Raw genomic sequence first — 23937 nt, 5'->3', positions numbered from 1 at the left:
AATGTCTTTACACATTCCTTTTTTCTATTATTTTCTAATGTCTTATTAATCATTGTTTTCAATACTCTTATAAGCATCAATTATCTTTTTAACCAATCGATGGCGTACAATATCTTTATCATCCAAATAAATAATTCCGATCCCGTCAACATCTTTTAATACCAAAATGGCTTCTTTAAGTCCCGAAATGGTTCTGCGAGGTAAATCGACCTGACCCGGATCGCCTGTAATGATAAATTTCGCATTTTTCCCCATACGCGTCAAAAACATTTTCATTTGACTATGCGTTGTATTTTGTGCTTCATCTAGAATCACAAAAGCATTATCTAAAGTTCTACCACGCATAAAAGCCAAAGGCGCTATTTGAATAATCCCTTTTAATAAATAATCTTCCAAGGTTTGTGGTGGAATCATATCACGCAAGGCATCATATAAAGGTTGCATGTACGGGTCTAACTTTTCTTTCATATCACCAGGTAGAAAACCGAGATTTTCTCCTGCTTCTACCGCAGGACGGGTTAAAATAATACGTTTCACCTGCTTTTCCTTTAACGCTTTAACGGCCAAAGCTACACCTGTATATGTTTTTCCGGTACCTGCAGGTCCGACAGCAAATACCATGTCATTTTTTTGAACATAATCGACCAATTTTTGCTGATTCGGCGTCATGGCCTTTATCAGCTTCCCTCCTAGCCCATGTACCAAAATTTGATCACTGGCATCCATCACCCCGGTTTGCTGTGCATCGCCTTCAATCACACGCATAATCACATTGTCGTCTATATTATTAAATCGACTAAAATGTGTCATCAATCGCCTAAATCGTATTTCAAATTCATCTAAAACTTCTTCTTCTCCAAACGCTTTCAAAGTTGTACCGCGAGCTACAATTTTAAGTTTTGGATAGTACTTTTTGATAGACTCCAAATGGCTATCATGAGCGCCCCAAAATTCTTTTGGCGCAATGTTTTCTAATTCGATGATTCTTTCGTTCAAAGGCTTAAAAATTTAGTTAAAAATAAATTCGTTATGTTTCTCTCAAATCTACTAAATTTACCAAAACATTTCAGGAATAGTTATAAACAAAATAATGTCAATAATTACACTTACAACCGATTTTGGTTTGAAAGATCACTTTGTGGGCGCACTAAAAGGTAAAATTTTATCTAAATATTCTGAAGCTCAGATTATTGACATTTCGCATGATATCGATTTGTTTAATATTGCAGAAGCCAGTTATGTTGTAAAATCAGCGTATACCAGTTTTCCTGAAGGAACAGTACACTTAATTGGGGTAGATAGTGAAAGAACGGTGGACAATAAACATGTGGTTTTACATTACAACAACCATTACTTTGTTTGTGCAGATAATGGCATTTTAAGTCTGATGTTGCAAAAAGAAAAACCCCAAAAGCTTTTTGAAATTACTATTGCCGACCGATTGGAAAGCAATGCAAGTGACATGGATATCTTTTTAAATGTGGCTTCCCATATTGCAAAAGGAGGTGCATTGAACGCTATTGGGATTGAATTGGAACATTTGAAACCTATAAATGAAATTCAAGCCAATACCGAATCTGACAACAACAGCATCAAAGGAAATATCATTTATGTGGATCATTTCGGGAATTGTGTTACCAATATTTCACAAGAGATGTTTTACAACATTGGAAAAGACAGAACTTTCGAAATTAAATTCGGCACTAAAACCATCAAAAAAATTCATCAATCGTATTCCGATTTCGTAGTACGAGAAAATTATACTTTAAAAGATTACGAAGGCGAAAAACTTGCTTTGTTTAATGAAGCGGGGTTTTTAGAAATTGCTATTTATAAAAGTAATCCAAATACTGTAGGCTCGGCGAATTCACTTTTAGGATTGAAATACCGCGATGTAATTAGTGTGCAATTTAAATAGCCTGCATTAAAAAATAAAATTATGTTTGTTAGAATAGTAAAATTAAGTTTCCACGAAGAAAATATCCCCTCATTTTTAGAAAATTTTGAAGAAATGAAAGAAAAAATCCGAAATGCTCCTGGCAATCGTTTTTTGGAATTGTATCAGGATAAAAATAATCCGTGTATCTTTTTTACTTATAGTTATTGGGAAACGGAAGACGATTTAGAAAACTATCGCAATTCGGAATTGTTTTATGACGTTTGGACATTTACTAAAAAACTCTTTAATGACAAACCAGAGGCATGGAGCGTCGATAAATTAGTTTCCTTAAAATAAACTTAAAAGTTTAGGCGTTTAGAAGTTTATGCTATTTTTGCCAAAGATTATCAAACAAATACACGAATAAACATAGATGAAAGCTATACTCTATAAAGAATTCCGGTCCTTTTTTGGCTCGCCGATAGGATATTTAGTCATTGCCATTTTTTTGCTACTCACAGGGTTGTTTTTGTGGGTATTTGATGGCGATTACAATATTTTAAACTCAGGCTTTGCCGATTTAACGCCATTTTTCACTATTGCCCCTTGGATTTTACTATTCTTAATCCCAGCGGTGACCATGAGAAGTTTTGCCGATGAAAAAAAACAAGGCACTATGGAATTATTACTTACCAAACCGATGAGCTTACTAGAAATAGTAAACGGTAAGTTTTTGGGTTCTTTCATTCTTTTAATTATTGCAATTATTCCGACTTTAGTATATGTTAAAGTAGTCTACGATTTAGGATTGCCTGAAGGTAATTTAGATTTCGGAAGTACGCTTGGCTCTTATTTCGGATTGCTTTTTTTAATGGGAGCGTATACTTCCATCGGTATTTACACTTCGTCTTTATCTGACAATCAAATTGTAGCCTTTCTACTTTCAGTTTTACTTTGTTTTGCTTTGTATTTTGGTTTTCAAGGAATTTCTACAATTGCAGCATTTGGAAACTTTGGCAACACTATTGCATCTTTAGGAATGGATTATCATTATAAAAGTATCTCACGTGGTGTGATTGATACACGAGATGTGATGTATTTTCTAAGTGTGATTATTGTCTTTATTTCATTAACTGTTTTAAAATTAAAAACCTACAAGCAATAATGAAAAAATTTCTATACTTAATCGTTGGTTTATTAGTTTTAAACATCATTGGTAATTTCTTTTTTTTCCGATTTGATTTAACGCAAGACAAAAGATATACGCTTTCTGATACTACTTTAGACATTTTAAAAAATGTAAAAGAACCCTTGTATATTGATGTGTTCTTGGAAGGAAATTTTCCACCTGAATTCAAACGATTACAATCGGAAACCAAACAAATGTTAGAAGAATTAAAAGCCTATAATTCCAATATCATCTTTCAGTTTGTGAATCCGTTGGAAAATCCTGATGAAGCAGAAGCAGTGATGGCATCTTTTTACGAACGTGGTCTAACGCCGATTAAAATCACAGTCGACGAAAAAGGGAAACAATCGCAAGAAGTGGTGTATCCGTGGGCCATTGCTACCTATAAAAGCAAGAGCACCAAATTGTCTTTATTGAAAAATAAATTAGGCCAATCGACCGAGCAAAAAGTGGTGAGTTCTGTTCAGCATTTGGAATATGCTTTTGCCGATGCTTTACACAAAATTTCGACTGAAAAAAAGAAAAAAATAGCCTTCATAAAAGGTAAAAAAGAATTGGCAGATGTTTTTAAGGCCGATTTCTTGCAAACGGTACGTGATACTTATTTTATTGCCCCTTTTCCGTTAGATTCGGTAAAAACCAATCCAGAGTTGTTTGCGAAAGCATTAAAAACTTTCGATTTGGCAGTCATTGCCAAACCAAAAGCTACTTTCACCGACCAAGAAAAACAAGTATTGGACCAATTTATCATCAATGGTGGTAAAACCCTTTGGTTATTGGATGCTGTGGATATTGATATGGACAACCTGAAGAAAACAGGAACCAGTTTAGCCTTCCCAATCGATTTGGGTTTAAACGATATGTTTTTTAAGTATGGTTTCCGAATCAATCCGTTTTTAGTCAAAGACATGCAAGCCGTTCCCATTGCTTTAGCGACCGGAAATCAAGGAAACGAAACACAATATCAAAACTATCCATGGCTGTATTCTCCGTTTGTTTTTACCGAAAGCAAACATCCTATCGTGAACAACATTGACGGAATTAAATTTGAATATGCCAACCCAATTGATACACTTAAAAACGGCATTAAAAAAACGATTTTATTAAAGTCATCTCCCTATTCTAAAAAAATTGGAACACCGGTAGAAGTTAATTTGGAAATGGTGAATGAAAAACCAAATGCGCAAGACTACTTACCCGGAAATATGAATGTTGGAATTTTACTGGAAGGGAAATTTCACTCGGTATTTGAAAACAGGGTTTTGGCTTTTAAAGATGCTACTTTTAAACCCACAAATAAAAATTCCAAAATGATTGTCGTTTCCGATGGAGATGTGATCAAAAATCAATTGGATGAGCGTGGACAACCAATGGAATTGGGATTTGATAAATGGACGAATCAAGTCTATGCCAATAAAGAATTCTTGATGAATTGTGTGAATTATTTATTAGACGACAACGGACTTATTAACATTCGTAGTAAAGAAGTTGATTTGCCTTTGTTGGATAAAGAGAAAGTATCGGAAAACTATACCTACACGCAGTTCTTGACTGTTGGGCTTCCGCTGGTGATTTTAGGTCTATTCGGCATCGCATTTACGTACTTGAGAAAACGCCGTTTTTCAAAATAGTTGTTGATAAAAAATATTTCATAAACTAATAGTTTACGATATATTTGTAACACATTAAAAAAATCCTAGTTTTTAGGAAAATACATTTAAATACAAAGCAATGAAATTTATTGTATCGAGTTCTTATTTATTAAAACAATTACAAGTCTTAGGAAGTGTTATTAATAGCAGTAACACCTTGCCTATTTTAGATAACTTTTTATTCGAATTAAAACAAAACCAATTAATCGTTTCTGCCTCTGATTTAGAAACGACAATGTCGGCTACATTAGAAATTGATTCGAAAAGTGAAGGAAGTGTGGCTGTTCCAGCAAAACTATTATTAGAAATTTTAAAAACATTTCCTGAGCAACCCTTAACCTTTACAGTAGAAGAAAACAATACTATTGAAATTAGTTCTCAATCGGGTAAATATGCATTAGCATATGCTCCTGGTGACGAGTTCCCGAAATCAGTAAATTTAGAAGAACCTTCACAAACGGTTGTTCCAGCTGAAGTATTGTCGACAGCGGTGAGCAAAACTATTTTTGCTGCAGGTAATGATGATTTACGTCCGGTGATGAGTGGTGTATTCTTTCAGTTTTCTCCAGAAGGATTAATTTTTGTAGCGACTGATGCACACAAATTAGTAAAATATGCGCGTACAGATGTAAAAGCATCGCAAGTAGCCGATTTTATTATGCCAAGAAAACCTTTAACTATTTTAAAAGGAATCTTAGCGACTTCAAATGCTGAAGTTACCATTGAATACAATGATGCGAATGCTACGTTCTCTTTCGATAATTACATATTGACTTGTCGTTTAATTGATGGTAAATATCCAAATTATGAAGCGGTAATTCCGAAAGAAAATCCGAATAAATTATTAATAGATAGAACACAATTTTTAAGTTCTGTTCGTCGTGTGGCTATTTTCTCTAACAAAACAACACACCAAATTCGTTTAAAAATTGCTGGTGCTGAGTTGAATATTTCTGCTGAAGATATTGATTACTCGAACAAAGCAGAAGAGCGTTTGACTTGTGATTACCAAGGTGATGATATGCAAATTGGATTCAACTCACGTTTCTTAATGGAAATGTTGACGAATTTACAAAGTGACATGATTCAGTTGGAAATGTCTATGCCAAATAGAGCAGGAATTTTAACTCCAGCGGATGGATTAGATGAAGGAGAAACTGTTACGATGCTTGTAATGCCCGTAATGCTTAACAACTAAACTATATTACCAAACCAAATATTTCTAAAAAAACCATTCGTTATTGAATGGTTTTTTTTTATTTAAGTCAAACTCAAACTCTCAATGATTCTATCGAGTTTATCGTGATTAATAGGTTTTGAAATAAAGTCTTTTACAACAGAATATTCTTTTGATTTTTCAATATCATTGGCATCTATAGATGAAGACATAATAAATACGTTGAGTTGGTTTTTGAGTTCGGTTTTTTCTAGTTGATCTAAAAATTGCCAACCATCTAATAACGGCATGTTCAAATCCAACAATATGACACAGGGCAATTCGGAATCTTTAGAAAACAATAATTCTAAAGCCTGATGACCATCTTTAAAATCGGCCACTTTTCCAAAATTGTGATGTTTTTCTAAAAGTTTTTTCAACACAAAAACAAAAATAGAGTCATCATCAATGATATACGTTTTTTTGATCTCTACTGTGGTCATATAAAATATAAATTAAAAGTGGTTCCTACATTTACTTGACTTTCTACTTCAATTCTTCCACCCATAGATTCCAGATGGTTTTTGATCATAAATAACCCCAATCCTACAGCATCGGTGTTTCCATGAAAGGTTTTATACATTCCGAAAATTTTATCTTTATTTTTTTTCAAATCAATTCCTATTCCGTTATCGGTAATCGAAAATTTCACTTCATCCTCAATTTTGGCGGCAGTGATTTTAATTTCCGGATTTCTTTCGGGCGACCTGTATTTGATTGCATTGGTAAGTAAATTAAAAATAATGCTTTCCAAATACGATTGCGTAGCAAAAATCTCAATATCCGAATCGACATCAATTGTAATGCTTGCATTATTCGTCAACACAATGGCATTAATTCCTGTTAATGCTTTTTCGATTTCTTTTTTAAGATTTAACGACGTTTTTTCATTTTTTATTCCGCTTTGAATAGCAACCGTTTCATTCAGGTAAAAAATTGTTTCCGATAGTTTGTTTGTACTTTGTTTTAGCATATTAAAATATTCACTTTGCTCGTTTCTATCGTCCGTTTCTTCGTACAAATCTAGAATCATAGACAAATTACTCGTATGCGAACGAATATCATGCGAAACAATATGAGTAAAGTTAATTAGCTTCTCATTTTGATTTTCAGTAATCTTATACAGTCTGTTTTTTTCTTTTTCCGTTTCTTTTCGTTCCGAAATATCTCGAGTAACTACAATATATTTGGTGTACTTGCCATTTTCATCATAAATGATATTGGCCGAATCTTCTCGCCAATGGTACACCCCATCAGCGCCCATAAATCGTTGTTCATATTTAATTTCTCTAACACGTTGCTCGAGCGAAGTATAAATTAAGGTTCTAACCCTATCTACATCTTCTGGATGAATTTTATCGAAAATGTCCTGCATCGAAAATTGTAAGTACTCGTTTTTATTATAGCCCAATAAAAGGCAATAAGATGGAGAAACATAAGTTAATCTTCCTTCTTCGATTACCGCTACCCCATCGGAAGTATTCTCGGTAATTAATCGAAGTTGCTGTTCACTTTCGACAAGTTGACTTTCAATATTTTTACGTTCATGAATATCTCTTGAGGTAATAATGTATTTCGAATAATTCCCTTCCTCGTCATAAATTATATTTGCTAAATCTTCCCGCCAATAATATTCTCCGTTTTTACTTCGAATTCTGAATTCACAAGTAAAGGTCTTCTTTTTCTCACTTATATTTTGGTAAACAAAATTTCTGACTCTTTCGTAGTCATCAGGATGCATTAAATCGAAAATACTGTTAACTGTAAATTCATTCAATTCATCATTTTCAAAACCTAAAAAGGATTGATAAGAAGGTGAAATGTATTTGAGTATTTGATTTTCAATGACAACAAAACCATCTGTAGAATTTTCAAAAATCAGTCGCAACTGATGTTCACTTTCTTTTAATTTAAGTTCGGTTTCTTTACGGTCTTGAATATCTCTGGAGATAACGATATAAACAGAATATTCATCACTATTTTCTTTATAAACGACACTTGCCGAATCTTCTCGCCAGGAATACTTTCCATCCGTTCCTAAAAGTCGGTATTCATAATTGAATTTAGAAACTTTATTTTCCAAATTATTATAAATAAAAGACTTCATCTCTTCTACATCATCCGGATGTATGAACGTAAATATTTCATCCAAGGATAAATTTTGAAGAAATTCAAAACTATATCCCGAAAGCTTGGAGTAAGCAGGAGAAACATAAGTGATTTTACTGTTTTCGATAATCATAATTCCATCAGAAGTATTTTCAGAAATAAATTCCAACTTCTTTTGATTTTCACTTAGCTTTAATTCCGCTTTTTTACGTTTTTCTTCTTCAATTGCCTGACTTAAATAATCAGCCAAAGCTCTCGCAAAGGAAATATCGTTTTCTGTCCAAACCCTAGGATCATCTCGGTGTTCGCAACAAAGCATTCCATGAAATTTACCACTCACCCGAATAGGAACATCTAACATATCCGTTATTCCCAAAGGTTTTAGATAATTATCGATGAGCTCAATGGTACTGTCATTATTGTAAACATCGTCGGCAACAATTGCCGTTTGATTATTTATGGCTTCCATGTACTTAGGTAGCTCTCTAGAATCGAGACTAAGAATTTTAGAATGACTGTTTTCTTTTTTATCGAAAAGATCTTTACAAACCAAACGATCTTTTTTTACTACCCAATAACTTGCTCTGTCTAAAGTCAAACCTTCAGTTGCTAAAAAAGTAATTTTTTTAATTTTTTCCTTTAAAGTAGTTTCACCATGTATCGAATACAGACTTAAGAGTAATTTATTTTGAAGGTCAGAAATATTTTTCTTCTTAATTAACTCGAGTTCTTGGTTCTTTTCTTCTGTGATATCCCGAGCAATCGTTACGGCTCTAAAGGCATGGCCAGTAATATCATAATGAATATTCATGATGTCTTCACGCCACATATAATCACCGTTTTTCTTATAACAACGAAAAGTATATTTTATGGATGGTAATTTAGCGGCCGCAGCGTCATATATTGTCTTGATTACTCTTTCTTTATCTTCAGCATGTGTAAGCTGGAACATATCATTTTTGTGGGAAAGATGCTTTTCTTGATCGGTCATTCCAATCATTTCCAAATAGGTTTTGGAAGCAAAAACCAGTTGCTCATTTTCAATAATATAAATACCATCGGAAATATTTTCGGAAATAAATTTAAAGCGATCCTGATTTTCCAACAACGATTGTTCGGCTTGTTTTCGTTTAAATTCTTCCGTAAAAAGAGTCAAAATATCCGCTACTGATCGAGCAAACGAAATGTCGGTTTCTGTCCAATTCTTCACCTCTTCTGTTTGTTCACAACACAAAATCCCTACCAGCTTTCCGTTTTCACGAATAGGGATATCTAGCATGCTTTCAATATTAAGGGGTTTTAAATAAATAGCATCCAAATTGCTAGTCCATTCATTTTTTGGTGCATTTGCTGCAACAATTGCTATCCCTTTTTGTAGTGCCTCAAAATATACTGGAAAATCTTCCTTTTTTAGAGCTTGTTGTTCAATAAAAACGGCATTTTCTGCATCGTACAATTTATTACATTTCAAAAGATCACCATCAAATTCCCAAATACTAGCTCTTGAAATTCCCAATCCTTGAGCAATAGATTTTGTAATTTGTTCTTGTAAATTATTTAAAGAGTTAAAACTGGAAAAAGAAGATTTGTACAGATTTAAAAGGATTTCAAACTGATTGATGGAGAAGTGTAATGAAATAGTATCTAATCCAGGCATTTATACTTCAATATTATTTAGTACAATTTAGTTTATTTTTTTCAAAAAAGCTATTTTTTTCTACGTAGTAACTCCTTTTATTGATAAATATTAACTTTAAACGATACCTTTGCAAAAAATAGTATACAAAATGGCATCATTTGAGCAGTTTAATTTAACCAAATCACTCCAAAAAGCGTTAGACGATTTACAGTTTACCACACCTACTCCTATCCAGGAAAAATCGTTTTCTGTAATTATGTCGGGACGTGATATGATGGGAATTGCTCAAACTGGAACAGGAAAAACATTTGCCTATTTATTGCCATTATTAAAGCAATACAAATTCGTTGACACCTACAACCCTAGAATTATGATTTTAGTGCCTACCCGTGAATTAGTGGTTCAGGTGGTAGAAGAAGTAGAAAAACTGACAACTTATATGTCGGTTCGTACACTAGGAATTTATGGAGGTGTCAATATCAACACACAAAAAAAACAAGTAAATCAAGGAATTGATATTATTGTGGGAACGCCAGGACGTATTATGGATTTGGCGCTTGATGGCGAATTAGGGCTTCAAGAAATAAACAAATTAGTAATTGACGAGTTTGATGAGATGTTGAACTTAGGTTTTCGTCCACAATTGACATCAATTTTGGCTATGTTAAAAAACAAACGTCAAAATATTTTGTTTTCGGCTACAATGACCGATGAAGTGGATGAAATTTTAAATGATTATTTCGATTTTCCGGAAGAAGTTACTTTGGCGCCATCGGGAACACCGTTAGAAAAAATCGAACAACTTTCGTATCATGTTCCCAATTTCAATACAAAAATCAATCTATTAAAGCATTTATTAAATACCGATGAGTCGTTAAGTCGAATTTTGGTTTTTGTGAACAACAAAAAAATTGCAGACATGCTTCACGAACGAATTGATGCCGAATTTCCGGAACAATTTGGGGTAATACACTCAAATAAATCACAAAATTACCGTTTGCAAACAATGGCGAGTTTTCAAGAAGGTGAACTACGTGGATTAATTACTTCCGATGTTATGGCACGTGGATTGGATATTTCAAATATCACTCACGTTATCAATTTCGAAATGGCGGAAATACCGGAACAATACATACACCGTATTGGTCGTACTGGTCGTGCCGATGCATCTGGAACTGCTATCAGTTTTATTGCACCAAGAGAAGAAGACATTAAAGTGGAAGCTGAATTATTGATGAATCTTGAAATTCCTGTTTTAGCATTACCCGCTGAAATTGAAATCTCAACCCAATTAATTGGCCCTGAAAAAGAAAAACAAAAGGTTAAATTTTTGATGAAAAAGGTCAAATTAGAAGGACAAGGAAATATTCACGAAAAAGCAGAAAAGAATAAAAAAGTTAACTTAGGAGGTCCTTCAAAAACGAAGAAAAAAACAGGAACTTCTGTCAATCGAAATATCTTGAAGGCGAGAGCCGCAAAGAAAAAGAAGAAATAAATACAACACTGTCCCAAATGAAAAAAATATCTTTTTTTATATTTTTTTTGATTCTTAAAAGTCAATGTTTTTTTTCTCAGTACATACAAGTCGACGATACTTATACTGCACAACAATTAATTGAAAATGTTTTCGCTGCTTCGGGGTGTGCTCAAGTCTCTAACTTTAGTGTAAATGGAGAAAATATTTCTGGTAATCTTAGTTATGGTTTTTTCCAAAGAGGAACCAGCAGTTTCCCTTTTCAAGACGGAATTTTATTAAGTACAGGTGCAGCAGTTTCAGCAATAGGTCCAAATTCTGGTTCGATTTTAAGTGATGGCTCAACCTCATGGGCTGGAGATGTCGATTTAGAAGCTGCACTGGGGATTTCCAATTCTATAAATGCGACCATTTTGGAGTTTGATTTTATTCCATTAACTTCAAAAATAAGTTTTGATTATATTTTCGCATCCGAACAATACCTTACCAATCCTTCCGCAAATCAATGTGGTTATACCGATGGATTTGCTTTTTTATTGAAACCCATTGGAAGTGCCACGTATACTAATATTGCTTTAGTTCCAGGCACATCAACTCCAGTATCAGTCAATACTATTAGAGGAAGCGGCACCGTTTGTCCTCCAGCCAATGAGATGTATTTTGATGCTTTCAATCCTAGTGAATATGCCACGGCCTATAATGGACAGACTAAAATTTTAAAGGCACAATCGGATGTTATTATTGGACAACAATATCATATCAAACTTGTGATTGCCGATCAAGGGAACAATTTATACGATTCAGGTATTTTTTTGGGAGGTGGTACTTTTCAAAGTGAAACTTTTTTAGGAAATAATAGAACCGTTGCCCTTGATAATCCGTATTGCTCGGGAGAGAATGTGATTTTGAACGCACAACAACCCGGAACCAATACTTATAAATGGTTTAAAGACGGAGTCGATACTGGAATTACAACTCCAACCTATACTGTAACCGACAATACCAATCCAAACGAAGTAGAATATTCGGTAGAAGTTGAAATCAATGGAAGTTGTATTTCTAAAGGAAAAGTCAGCATTCAATTTGTAGCGTTACCAATAGTAAGCAACCAAAATTTATCCCAATGCGACATCGATACCGATGGTCAAACCATTTTTAATTTATCGGAACTAGAAACGGTAATTAAAAATAATGATACAACGATAGAAACGGTTACTTTTTACGAAACACTTGGTGGTACTGTAATTACAAATCCTTCAAATTATAACAGCGGAAACAATACTATTTATGTGGAAGTTGAAAATAAATTCCATTGTAAAAGTACGGCTACTATAACTTTAAACATCTCAAGTACAGTATTTCAAACTGCAACTATATCTAAATGCGATACCGATACAAAAATTGACGGATTTACCGCCTTTAATTTACCGATCGAAGTCGACACAACACTAATTGCAACATTTCCTGGAACTACTACCGTTTCGTATTATAGTTCGGCCCCAAATGCAATCACACAAACTAGTCCACTATCTTCAAATTTTACAAATTCAATTATAGATTCCGAAACTATTTATGCTCGATTATCCAATGGTTTAAATTGCAACGGTATTGTAGCAGTAACCTTAATAATCAATCATATTGATTTAAATGATCTTACAGAAGAAACCCATTTTTTATGTAGCGGTCAAACTATGGTACTTAGTGTAAATCCGAGTTATTCACAGTATGATTGGTCTAATGAAACTGGAACGGAAACCTTTGAAACAACCATTTCCAATCCAAGCATCTATACCGTTGAAATGACCGATAGTAACGGTTGCAAGGGGTCAAAAAAATTTACGATAATTGGTTCGGGACCTGCTAGCAATATAAACGCGGAAATCAACGAGTTTTCGAATACTAACTCCATCTTAATAACCTATCAAGATAATGGGGGTAATTATGAATTTTCAATAGACAGTCAAAACTATCAAGACAGTCCATTTTTTAGCAACTTAAGCGCTGGAGAGTACACGATAAGTGTTCGAGATAAAAATGGTTGTTTGCCAACACCTTTTAAAGTAGTGTATATTTTAGATTATCCTCATTTTTTCACTCCTAATAATGATGGAATTAATGATTTGTGGAACATTAACAATTTAGATAAGCGAGAAAAATCAAATATCACAATCTTTAACAGATTCGGAAAACTCCTGACACAGATAAACTCAAGTTCAACCGGATGGGATGGTAAATATTTAAACCAAAACCTTCCAGCAGATGATTATTGGTTTGTTTTAACATTTTTTAACGGAAAATCGGTAAAAAGGCATTTTTCACTTAAAAGATAAAAAGCTATCTTTGGGGAATTTTAACAATCTCCCATGAAAACTAGAGTTTTAACTTTTTTAATATTCCTATCAACTTTATGTGGTTTTGCGCAATTTAGTAAAACACATTATATCCCGCCAATATCAAGTTCTAATGTACAAGTTCCTGGTTCACAATTTTTATATATCTCGTGTCCAAGTATCACACCTATTAATTTTAGAATTATTCCTTTGGGAGGAACGGCTATAACAGGTACCGTTTCTAGAGATACTCCCTATGTTTTAAACATTGGAAATGGCGCTTCACAAATTCTTGTGGATCAAGCGCAAGCAAATCAAATATTAAATGATAAAGGTTATGTTATTGAAGCGGAAGATTTGGTTTATGCTTCTGTAAGGGTGGCAGCCCAATTTCATGCTGGAAGTGTTGTTTCTAAAGGGCTTGCAGCTTTAGGAACTCAATTTAGAATCGGTGGTTTTTTAAATTTAGATGCCCCATCTTATAGTGACAACCATTATACTTTTGCCTCAATTTTAGCAACAGAAAACAATACAACTGTTTCCTTTTCAGACTTAAGACCTGGTATTTCTTTAGTAAACAATCCAGGTGCGGGAAGCACACCATCAAGTATAGTACTTAACAGTGGTCAGAGTTTTGTAATCGCGGTTCAAGGTCCAACCAATGCAAATCGAGATGGATTAATTGGAGGATTAATTTCTTCTGACAAACCGATTGCCGTAAATTGTGGTTCGTTGGCAGGTAGTAATAGTCCAACATCCAATTTAGATTTTGGATTGGATCAAATTGTCTCAGCAGAAAGAACTGGAAAAGATTATATTTTAGTCAAAGGTGCTGGTTTCAACGAAATAGAACGACCTACAATTATAGCACACGAAGACAATACACAAGTATTTATAAACGGAAATGCAACTCCAGCTGCAACCTTACAAGCAGGTGATTATTTGGTTTTAGATGGAACCAGTTTTACTGCAAACAATAATTTATATATTAACGCGACCAAAAATGTGTTTGTATATCAGGCTATAGGTGGTGCCGATGCAGGTGGAAATTCAAGTTATGCCAATCAAAACATGCACTTTGTTCCGCCATTGACTTGTGAAACTCCAAAAATCATCAATAACATACCTTTTATCAATCAAGTAGGTGGTGATGGTAGTTTTACAGGAACGGTATGTTTAGTAACAAAAACTGGAGCCAACCTTAACTTTATAATTAATGGCACTAACTATACATTAGCAACGTTAAACACCATTGGTATTAATTTTTCTGGCCCATCTACTGTCACTGGAAATACGAATTATGAAACCTATATTTTATATGGTTTAACAGGAAATGTATCGGTATTTTCTTCAGAATCAATTTACTTATCCTATTTTGGTAGTAGTGGTGCTGCAACCTATGGTGGTTTTTATTCTGGATTTACCTTTGAACCTGAAATTGCCTTTAGTAAAATCAATACAACAACTGACAATTGCATTCCTAATGTAAAATTAGAAGTAAGTAGCGTTACTTCGTTTGACCAATTTGAATGGTTTTTAAATGGAACTACCATCGCTGGAGCTAATACCAATTCTTATACGCCAACAGTACCCGGATATTACCATGTGAAAGCAACGATTTCGGCATGTGGAACCAGTTTAGAATCGGATAGAATTCCAGTAAGTGCTTGTCCTTCTAATCAAGATGGAGATTTAGCCAATGACAATATTGATATAGATTTTGACAACGACGGAATCACCAATTGCGTAGAATCACTTGGTAATCAAAATATAAACATTAGTAACCCTAGTGCAGGAATTGTGAGTTCTGGAACCTATAACAACGCCTTTACTGGAATTGTAACTAATTCGTTACCAACTGCTCCTGTTCCTTTTATAAGTGCTGCTGATGGAAGTTTCATAACCGATATTCCGGCTGGAAAAGGATATTTTGTAGGCTATGAATTAAATTTTGCCCAGCCTATCAACATTCAATTGGAGTATCCTGCCGTTGCTAATGTAACCGATTTACTAAATTCAAATGCAGAATATAGTGTCATTAGTGATATTAATAAAACGGTAACCGTCTTGAATCCAACCAATCAATTATTGATTGATACAAACTTTGATGGTATTTATGAAAGTGGTGTTACACAATTTTCTTCTTTCGAAATTCGTTTCCGCTTAAATGGAAGTACTCCTTTGGCAGCTGGAACAGCAACATTCAAATTTCAATCGTATCAAACACAATCGTTCAAAATTGTACATAAAAACTTATTAGATTCGACAGGAAATAAGTCCACTTTTAAATTAACAGCAACTTGTTTGCCTTTTGATACTGATGGCGATGGAAATCCGAATCAAACGGATACTGATAGCGATAATGATGGGATTTCTGACCTTACAGAAGCACAAGTAGATGCGGCTTTGGCTTTATCTAATACTGATACTAATTCAGATGGATTAGATAACACTTTTGAACCAGGTTTAACTCCTATTGATACTGATTTAGATGGCGTAGCAGATTATATAGATTTGGACTCGGATAATGACGGAATTTTAGACTTGAATGAAGGTATTGCCGATACGGATACAGATGGAATTAAAAATTACAGAGAATTAGATTCTGACAATGATTTGTGTTTTGATGTTATCGAAGCGGGATTTTTAGACGCTAACAACGATGGGATTTTAGGTGCTACAACGCCACCCACAACAAATGCAAACGGACAAGTGACTAGTGGTACAGGATATACAGCTCCAAACGGAAATTATATCCTTTTCGCACCAATTGTAATCACGACACAACCAACAGTTGCTCCGACTTGTGAATTAGAAAATGCAACAATTACTTTAGCTGATAATGGAGGGAATACGTACCAATGGCAATTGTCTACCGATGGTGTTACTTGGAATAACATTATCAATAACGCGACTTATTCTGGTGCGACAACAAATACTTTGACAATTACCAGTGTTACTAATAGTATGAACAACTACAAGTACCGAGTACAACTGAATAAAGTTGGAAATTCTTGTGGTTTACTTTCAGCGGAAACGACATTGACTGTTTATCCAAAACCTATTGTGACAGATGTAACTATCATTCAATGTGATGACGATTTAGATTTGTTAACTTTATTTGATTTGACAGATAAAAACAATGTTATTTCTGCAAATGCAGCAAATGAAACATTTACATATTACACAAGTTTTGCTGGTGCAAATAATGCAACTCCAGCTGATTTAATTTCTAATTTTAGAGCCTTCCCGAATACTAGTTCACCAATGTTAGTTTGGGCAAGAATTGTAAATGCAAACGGATGCTACAATGTGGCACAATTAACATTAATAACTTCTGCTTCTCAAATACCTTTAACCTACAGTTATATTGTACCTCCTGCTTGTGATGACACTCTAGCGACAGACGGTAGTACTTCTGGGGACCCAGAAACGAATAAGAGAGATGGAATTAGCAGTTTTGACATAAGAGCAGCTATTGCAGATGTTGAAGCGCAATTACCACCACCATTATCAAACTATATTATCACATATTATCGCAATAGAGCAGATGCTTTGAATCAGAATGACAGCAATGGAAATTCATTAGCTATAGCGCCTAGCGAATATGCTAATTTTAGAAATGACATTCCAAACAACCAAGATATTTGGGTAAGGGTAACAAATATATTACAAACAGCTTGTCCAGGTTTTGGTGGATTCATAAAATTATCGGTTGAAAAATTACCTTTTGCGAATCCAGTTATCGATTTTAAAGAATGTGATGACAATCAAGATGGTGTTTTCACTTTCAATACTGGAGTATTAGAAACAACATTAATTGGAACCAATCAATCGGCAATTCCATATACCATTGCTTATTTTGAAGAGGATGGTACTACTCCCCTAAGAGATTCTAATGGTGTTTTAATTACTAGTCCGTTCCCAGCAACATTTGCAACTACTACAAAAGATATTGTTGCTATTATTACCAACACAACGCCACAAGCATGTTTTGATAAAAGAACGATCAAATTTATTGTCGATTTAAGACCTGTAGATTTCACTATTACAGCTACAAATCTCAATCAATGTGACGATGAAGCCGATCCGAAAGACCAAAATGGTATTTTTAATTTCACTTCATCTGCCGCGATTCATAATGAAATTTTGGCTGCACAACCAACAGGAATGAATACGGTTATCAAATATTTTGATAGTTTAGGAAATCCATTATCATCTCCGCTACCAAATCCATTTACAGTCAATACAACACAAACAGTTACAGTGGTGGTTGAAAATGCAGACAATACAACTTGTCCGTTAACAAAGACAATTGTGTTTACAGTCAATCCAACTCCTAAAATTTATTTAACAGGGAATGATTTAGTATGTACCATTCCAATTACAAAAAGAATATTAGATGCTGGTCTTTATGATGGTTCTCCAATTACTGATTATGACTATACATGGACATACAATAATAGTCCCTTATTAGATAGTAATCAAATGCCAGTAACAACATATAGTGCTGAAATCTATGATCCAGGTACTTATACTGTTGAAGTTAAAAACAAAATAACAGGATGTCCTAAAACTAGAACAATAACTGTTGTATCGTCAATTAGAGCTACAATACTTCCACCAACTGTTATCGATTTAACAGATGACAACACTGTAACTATTAATGTTACGGGTAATGGTAACTATGTGTATAGTCTTGATAGCGAAGAAGGTCCTTATCAAGAAAGCAATGTTTTCTATGATGTACCAGCAAACATCTATACTGTTTGGGTGAAAGACTTAAACGGTTGTGGTATTAGTGATGCTAGTTTCAATGTATTGGGAGCACCTAAATTTTTCACTCCAAATGGAGATGGTTATCATGATACTTGGAATATAGGTGGCGTTTCAGCTAATTTCAATGATGATTCTATCATTTATATTTTTGATAGATATGGAAAATTACTATCGAAAATCACACCTCTTGGACCAGGATGGAATGGTACATTTAATGGTGAATTAATGCCTGCCACCGATTATTGGTACACGGTGAAGTTTGAAGACGGAAGAAGCATTAAAGGGCACTTCGCTTTAAAACGCTAATTAAAATAGAATCCAAATATAAAATCGGCTAGTGATAGCCGATTTTTTTTATTCAAATTTTTAAAGAAAAACCTTATATTTAAAATCTATTAACCAAATAATCAAATAATTATGGAATTATTAACGACATTATTAATCGGAGCCGTAGCTGGTTGGCTTGGGGCACAAATTTTTAAAGGAAGTAGTTTGGGACTTATCGGAAACATTGTTGCAGGTATACTAGGAAGCTTTGTTGGTTCATGGGCTTTAGGCCTGGCAGGAGTTAGTTTAGGAAGTGGGCTTCTTGGTGCTATTCTAACAGGAGCATTAGGCGCCATAATTATTTTAGCAGTAGTCAATTTACTTTTCAAAGCAAAATAGTTTCTTCTGTTTCATTCATAAAAAAAGGTGGACAAATTTGTCCACCTTTTCTGTATATAAACTATTTACCACTATATTTTAAAACGTTTTCTATCGTTTTCTGTCAAATGGATTTTTCTCAAACGAATCGATTTTGGAGTACACTCTACATACTCATCTTTTTGAATGTATTCTAAAGCTTCTTCCAAAGAGAAAATAATTGGCGGAATAATTCTTGCTTTATCATCATTTCCAGATGAACGAACATTTGACATTTTTTTCTCTTTAGTAACGTTGATACACATATCATCACTACGAGAATTTTCACCAATTACCTGACCTTCGTAAATTTCAGCATTTGGTTCCACAAAAAACTTACCACGATCTTGTAATTTATCGATAGAATAAGGTATTGCTTTTCCTTTTTCCATAGAAATTAATGAACCTTTGTTACGTCCAGCAATTTCTCCTTTGTAAGGCTCATATCCTATAAAACGGTGTGCCATAATAGCTTCACCGGCTGTAGCAGTCAACAATTGATTACGTAATCCAATAATTCCACGTGATGGAATATTGAATTTTACAATCATACGTTCTCCTTTTGTTTCCATGCTCAGCATTTCACCTTTACGCATAGTTACGAACTCAACCGCTCTACCTGAAAGAGATTCTGGTAAATCAATTGTTAATTCTTCAATCGGTTCACATTTTTGACCATCAATTTCTTTGATGATAACTTGTGGTTGACCAATTTGTAATTCATATCCTTCTCTTCTCATGGTTTCAATAAGAACCGATAAGTGAAGTACACCACGACCAAACACCATAAATTTATCAGCAGAATCAGTCTCAGCCATTCTCATCGCTAAGTTTTTCTCTAATTCTTTTGTCAAACGCTCGCGAATGTGACGAGAAGTCACAAATTTTCCTTCTTTACCGAAGAAAGGTGAATCGTTAATTGTGAACAACATACTCATTGTTGGCTCATCGATGGCAATCGTTTGTAATGCTTCTGGATTTTCAAAATCAGCAATAGTATCTCCAATTTCAAAACCTTCTACTCCAACAATCGCACAAATATCTCCTGCCACTACTTGCTCTACTTTTTTACGGCCTAAACCTTCAAAAGTGTGTAATTCTTTAATTCTTGATTTGATAACTGTACCATCTCTTTTTACTAATGAGATTGGCATATTTTCTTTTAATATCCCTCTTTCCAAACGACCGATAGCGATACGACCTGTAAAAGCAGAGAAATCTAAAGAAGTAATTAACATTTGTGGAGTTCCTTCCGATACTTTAGGAGCAGGTACATTTGCTAATACCATATCTAACAATGGCTCAATGTTTTCTGTTTGGTTTCTCCAATCATCCGACATCCAGTTGTTTTTAGCCGAACCGTAAACCGTTGGGAAATCCAATTGCTCTTCTGTAGCTCCTAATTCGAACATTAAGTCGAATACTTTTTCATGTACATCTTCTGGAGTACAGTTTTCTTTATCTACTTTATTAATAACCACACATGGTTTTAATCCTAAATCGATAGCTTTTTGTAATACGAAACGCGTTTGAGGCATCGGACCTTCAAAAGCATCTACTAACAAACAAACTCCATCCGCCATATTCAATACACGCTCTACCTCACCACCGAAATCGGCGTGACCTGGAGTATCGATAATGTTGATTTTTGTTCCTTTATACGTTACCGAAACGTTCTTAGAAGTAATTGTAATTCCTCTCTCACGTTCTAGGTCGTTGTTGTCAAGAATTAAGTCACCCGTATTTTCGTTGTCACGAAATAGTTGACAGTGGTACATGATTTTATCAACCAAAGTAGTCTTACCGTGGTCAACGTGAGCAATAATTGCAATGTTTCTAATAGATTCCATGTGTATTTTTTTGTGGGTGCAAAAGTACATAAAAAAATGTATTAATCATAGCATTGTTTTATCTCTTTAATTTTGAAGCAAATAACTTAACAATTTAGACTTATTAACAATACCTGTTTCACAAGGAATCTGTCTTAAAATTCTTTATATTTATCAAAATTTAATACGAATTTACTGCTAATGGAATGCAAAACAATAGACGAAGTATTACTTACGTTGGATAAAATAGTGGAAGATTGTAAAACCAATAATTGTCCATTGGGATTGTTTGCCGTTTTATACCGAAAAGTAACTCAAAATGTCAAACAAGGCATTAAAAACAATCGTTTCGAAGACAATATTCGCATGGAAAAACTTGATGTGCTATTCGCGAATCGGTATTTCAAAGCCTATTTTGATTATAAAAACAATCAATCGATTTCAAAAAGTTGGAAAGTGGCTTTCAATGCCAAAGACAACAACAGTTACATCGCATTGCAACACTTATTACTTGGCATCAACGCCCATATTAATCTCGATTTAGGAATCGCCACTATTCAAACTATTGAAGACCTTCCTTTAGACAGCATTCAAAATGACTTCAATCACATCAACCGATTATTATCGGACATGACCGATGAAGTAAAAAAAAATATGGGAAGTATTTCTCCAGTTTTTGGTGTACTGATGCCCTTAGCCAAGCGATGGGATGACAAATTAATTCAATTCAGTATTGAAATGGCCAGAGATGGCGCTTGGGAATTCTCAAATTGTTTGTATTCGGATGAAAACAAAGCAGCAAGTATTATTTCGGAACGAGATAGTACCATCGAAAAATTAGGAATTGCTTTGCTAAACCCAGTAAGAACTTTACAATGGATTTTAAACACCATCCGTTTTTTCGAATCGAAATCGATGGCTTTAAAAATTGAAATTTTAGAAAATAAAATGCAGAACTATTAAAGCTATTCGAATTAAAATAAATAAAAAAAGCCCCTTTAAAAAAGGGGCTTTTTGAAATTTTGAACACTAATTTATAATTATAGAGCAGCTACGTGTTTCGTCAATTTAGACTTTAAGTTTGATGCTTTATTATCGTGTATAATGTTTTTCTTAGCTAATTTATCAATCATTGAGATAACGTTTGATAATTTTGCAGAAGCTTCTGCTTTATCAGTAGCTAAACGGATTGCTTTGATTGCATTACGAGTAGTTTTGTGTTGGTATCTGTTTAACACTCTTTTTTTCTCGTTGCTTCTAATTCTTTTTAAAGCTGACTTATGATTTGCCATTGTTTCTTTTTTTTAATTGTAATAATTATTTATAAACTATCAGTTAAAAAAGAAAAACCTCCCACAATTGCTGAAGCAATCACTTTGGTTTTAACTAATAAAACAAAAACCGAGACACCAATTTTTATTTTATAAAACTTATTTACAACTAATTGTAGCCCGTGGGGGAATCGAACCCCCCTTACCAGGATGAAAACCTGGCGTCCTAACCGATAGACGAACGGGCCATCACATATCATTTCTGTAATGCGAGTGCAAAGATATACACATTTTTTATTTCTGCAATAGTAGTTTCGAAATTTTTTGTCTTTTTTTTGACTTTCTTAGTAAGCCTTTGCAAATAAGACTCTTCCGTTTGATGGTTTACCCGTAAAAACACAAGCTCCAGCTTCTTCTACTCTATCTAATGGAACACAACGAATCGTTGCCTTAGTCAATTCTTTTATTTTTTCTTCTGTTTCTGGAGTACCATCCCAATGTGCTGACACAAAACCACCTTTCCCGTCTAAAATTGCTTTAAATTCTTCAAAATCATTCACTTCAGTAGTATGAGTTGCTCTATAATCTACTGCTTTATCAAATAAATCCTTTTGAATTTGTTCTAGTAAATCTTGAATATAAGTCACAATTCCATCGGCAGGTTTCACTTCTTTGGTTAACGTATCTCGGCGTGCCACTTCAAAAGTTCCATTTTCTAAATCTTTCGGACCAATAGCAATTCGAACCGGAACTCCTTTCAATTCCCATTCTGCAAATTTGAATCCTGGTTTTTGAGTGGTTCTATTATCAAATTTAACGGAAATGTTCATTTTTTTGAACTGAGCCACTAAACCATTTGCCACTTCTGAAATTGTATCTAATTCCTCATCGGTTTTAAAAATTGGTACAATCACAACTTGGATTGGCGCCACATTAGGAGGTAATACTAATCCATTATCATCCGAATGCGTCATTACTAACGCTCCCATCAAACGAGTAGATACTCCCCATGACGTTCCCCAAACATACTCCTGTTTTCCTTCTTGACTGGTAAATTTCACGTCGAACGCTTGGGCAAAATTTTGACCTAAAAAGTGAGAAGTTCCCGCTTGTAATGCCTTTCCATCCTGCATTAAAGCCTCAATACAATACGTTTCTTCAGCACCGGCAAAACGCTCATTTTCTGATTTTAGTCCTTTAACCACTGGAATCGCCATAAAATTTTCAACGAAATCAGCATACACATGCATCATTTTTTCAGACTCTTCGATCGCTTCTGCTTTTGTAGCATGTGCCGTGTGACCTTCCTGCCATAAAAATTCAGCGGTACGCAAAAACAAACGCGTACGCATTTCCCAACGCACCACATTTGCCCATTGATTGATTAATAATGGTAAATCTCTGTAGGATTGAATCCATCCTTTATAGGTACTCCAAATAATAGCCTCACTAGTTGGACGAACAATTAGTTCTTCCTCCAATTTGGCATTAGGATCTACCATCAATTTTCCTGGTTTATCTGGATCGTTTTTTAATCGGTAATGTGTCACAACCGCGCATTCTTTAGCAAAACCTTCTGCATTTTTTTCTTCGGCTTCAAACATGCTTTTCGGAACAAAAAGAGGGAAATAAGCATTACTATGTCCAGTTTCTTTAAACATTCTGTCTAATTCGCCTTGCATTTTTTCCCAAATAGCATAACCGTAGGGTTTGATTACCATACAACCTCTTACTGCCGAATTCTCAGCCAAATCAGCCTTGACAACCAGCTCGTTATACCATTTTGAATAATCTTCTTCTCTTCTTGTTAAATTCTTACTCATATCGATGTTTGGCACAAAAATTGTTACCTTTATTTAATTGAAATAGTTACTGCAAAACTAACT

The 23937-nt window shown here is 34.3% G+C and carries 16 protein-coding genes and 1 tRNA gene; 10 read left to right on the top strand and 7 right to left on the bottom strand.

The features are described from left to right. Positions 1-45: 45 nt before the first annotated feature. Positions 46-996 (bottom strand): PhoH family protein, encoded by a 951-nt coding sequence (locus EQG63_RS09270; RefSeq protein WP_129436091.1) that lies wholly within the window; start codon positions 994-996, stop codon positions 46-48. A gap of 94 nt (positions 997-1090) precedes the next feature. Between EQG63_RS09270 and EQG63_RS09265 the strand changes: the two genes are divergently transcribed. The 5 genes from EQG63_RS09265 to dnaN all read left to right on the top strand — a co-directional run bounded on the left by EQG63_RS09265 (position 1091) and on the right by dnaN (position 5918). Then, on the top strand, positions 1091-1918 hold the full coding sequence (locus EQG63_RS09265) for an SAM hydrolase/SAM-dependent halogenase family protein (protein ID WP_129436090.1): 828 nt from the start codon (positions 1091-1093) through the stop codon (positions 1916-1918). A 21-nt stretch (positions 1919-1939) separates the two neighbouring features. After that, the gene (locus tag EQG63_RS09260) at positions 1940-2236 is read left to right on the top strand and encodes a putative quinol monooxygenase (RefSeq protein WP_129436089.1); all 297 of its coding nucleotides are present in this window, start codon (positions 1940-1942) and stop codon (positions 2234-2236) included. A 76-nt stretch (positions 2237-2312) separates the two neighbouring features. Then, positions 2313-3044 carry a gliding motility-associated ABC transporter permease subunit GldF gene (gene gldF / locus EQG63_RS09255; RefSeq protein WP_129436088.1) on the top strand — a complete coding sequence of 244 codons (732 nt, stop codon included), beginning with the start codon at positions 2313-2315 and terminating at the stop codon, positions 3042-3044. Then, positions 3044-4699, top strand: a complete 1656-nt coding sequence (gene gldG, locus EQG63_RS09250; protein ID WP_129436087.1) for a gliding motility-associated ABC transporter substrate-binding protein GldG — start codon at positions 3044-3046, stop codon at positions 4697-4699. Before gldF ends, gldG begins: the two co-directional genes overlap by 1 nt. A gap of 100 nt (positions 4700-4799) precedes the next feature. After that, a complete protein-coding gene (gene dnaN / locus EQG63_RS09245) occupies positions 4800-5918 on the top strand; it encodes a DNA polymerase III subunit beta (RefSeq protein ID WP_129436086.1) in 1119 nt (372 codons plus the stop codon). A gap of 62 nt (positions 5919-5980) precedes the next feature. On the opposite strand, the gene EQG63_RS09240 is transcribed toward dnaN, so the two are convergent. Both EQG63_RS09240 and EQG63_RS09235 read right to left on the bottom strand, forming a co-directional pair. Further along, on the bottom strand, positions 5981-6379 hold the full coding sequence (locus tag EQG63_RS09240) for a response regulator (protein WP_129436085.1): 399 nt from the start codon (positions 6377-6379) through the stop codon (positions 5981-5983). After that, complete coding sequence (locus EQG63_RS09235) at positions 6376-9702, bottom strand: PAS domain S-box protein (RefSeq protein ID WP_129436084.1); 3327 nt, start codon at positions 9700-9702, stop codon at positions 6376-6378. The genes EQG63_RS09240 and EQG63_RS09235 overlap by 4 nt, the downstream gene beginning before the upstream one ends. A gap of 130 nt (positions 9703-9832) precedes the next feature. On the opposite strand from EQG63_RS09235, the gene EQG63_RS09230 reads away from it, so the two are divergent. The 4 genes from EQG63_RS09230 to EQG63_RS09215 all read left to right on the top strand — a co-directional run bounded on the left by EQG63_RS09230 (position 9833) and on the right by EQG63_RS09215 (position 18933). Next, on the top strand, positions 9833-11179 hold the full coding sequence (locus tag EQG63_RS09230) for a DEAD/DEAH box helicase (protein WP_129436083.1): 1347 nt from the start codon (positions 9833-9835) through the stop codon (positions 11177-11179). Between the two features lie 17 nt (positions 11180-11196). After that, positions 11197-13488: a T9SS type B sorting domain-containing protein gene (locus tag EQG63_RS09225; protein ID WP_129436082.1), complete on the top strand. Its 2292-nt coding sequence runs from the start codon at positions 11197-11199 to the stop codon at positions 13486-13488. 33 nt (positions 13489-13521) lie between these two features. Continuing rightward, entirely contained in the window at positions 13522-18573 is a 5052-nt protein-coding gene (locus EQG63_RS09220; RefSeq protein ID WP_129436081.1) for a T9SS type B sorting domain-containing protein, read from the top strand. A 111-nt stretch (positions 18574-18684) separates the two neighbouring features. Continuing rightward, complete coding sequence (locus tag EQG63_RS09215) at positions 18685-18933, top strand: GlsB/YeaQ/YmgE family stress response membrane protein (RefSeq protein WP_129436080.1); 249 nt, start codon at positions 18685-18687, stop codon at positions 18931-18933. Between the two features lie 71 nt (positions 18934-19004). Here EQG63_RS09215 and typA read toward each other — a convergent pair whose 3' ends face one another. Next, positions 19005-20801, bottom strand: a complete 1797-nt coding sequence (gene typA, locus EQG63_RS09210; protein ID WP_129436079.1) for a translational GTPase TypA — start codon at positions 20799-20801, stop codon at positions 19005-19007. Positions 20802-20981: 180 nt separating this feature from the next. Here typA and EQG63_RS09205 point away from each other — a divergent pair, with 180 nt between their 5' ends. Next, entirely contained in the window at positions 20982-21743 is a 762-nt protein-coding gene (locus EQG63_RS09205) for a DUF5995 family protein (protein ID WP_129436078.1), read from the top strand. Positions 21744-21820: 77 nt separating this feature from the next. Here EQG63_RS09205 and rpsT read toward each other — a convergent pair whose 3' ends face one another. The 3 genes from rpsT to proS form a co-directional block, all read right to left on the bottom strand. Continuing rightward, positions 21821-22072, bottom strand: coding sequence for a 30S ribosomal protein S20 (gene rpsT / locus EQG63_RS09200; RefSeq protein WP_129436077.1), 252 nt, complete (start codon positions 22070-22072; stop codon positions 21821-21823). 155 nt (positions 22073-22227) lie between these two features. Continuing rightward, a tRNA-Glu gene (locus EQG63_RS09195) sits at positions 22228-22299 on the bottom strand. Positions 22300-22395: 96 nt separating this feature from the next. After that, positions 22396-23874, bottom strand: a complete 1479-nt coding sequence (gene proS / locus EQG63_RS09190) for a proline--tRNA ligase (RefSeq protein ID WP_129436076.1) — start codon at positions 23872-23874, stop codon at positions 22396-22398. Positions 23875-23937: the final 63 nt, after the last annotated feature.

The sequence above is a fragment of the Flavobacterium amnicola genome, assembly GCF_004122165.1.
In the GTDB taxonomy this organism is placed as follows: domain Bacteria; phylum Bacteroidota; class Bacteroidia; order Flavobacteriales; family Flavobacteriaceae; genus Flavobacterium; species Flavobacterium amnicola.
Note: the sequence above shows the minus strand (reverse complement) of the source record. Positions and strands in the feature narration are given on the sequence as shown.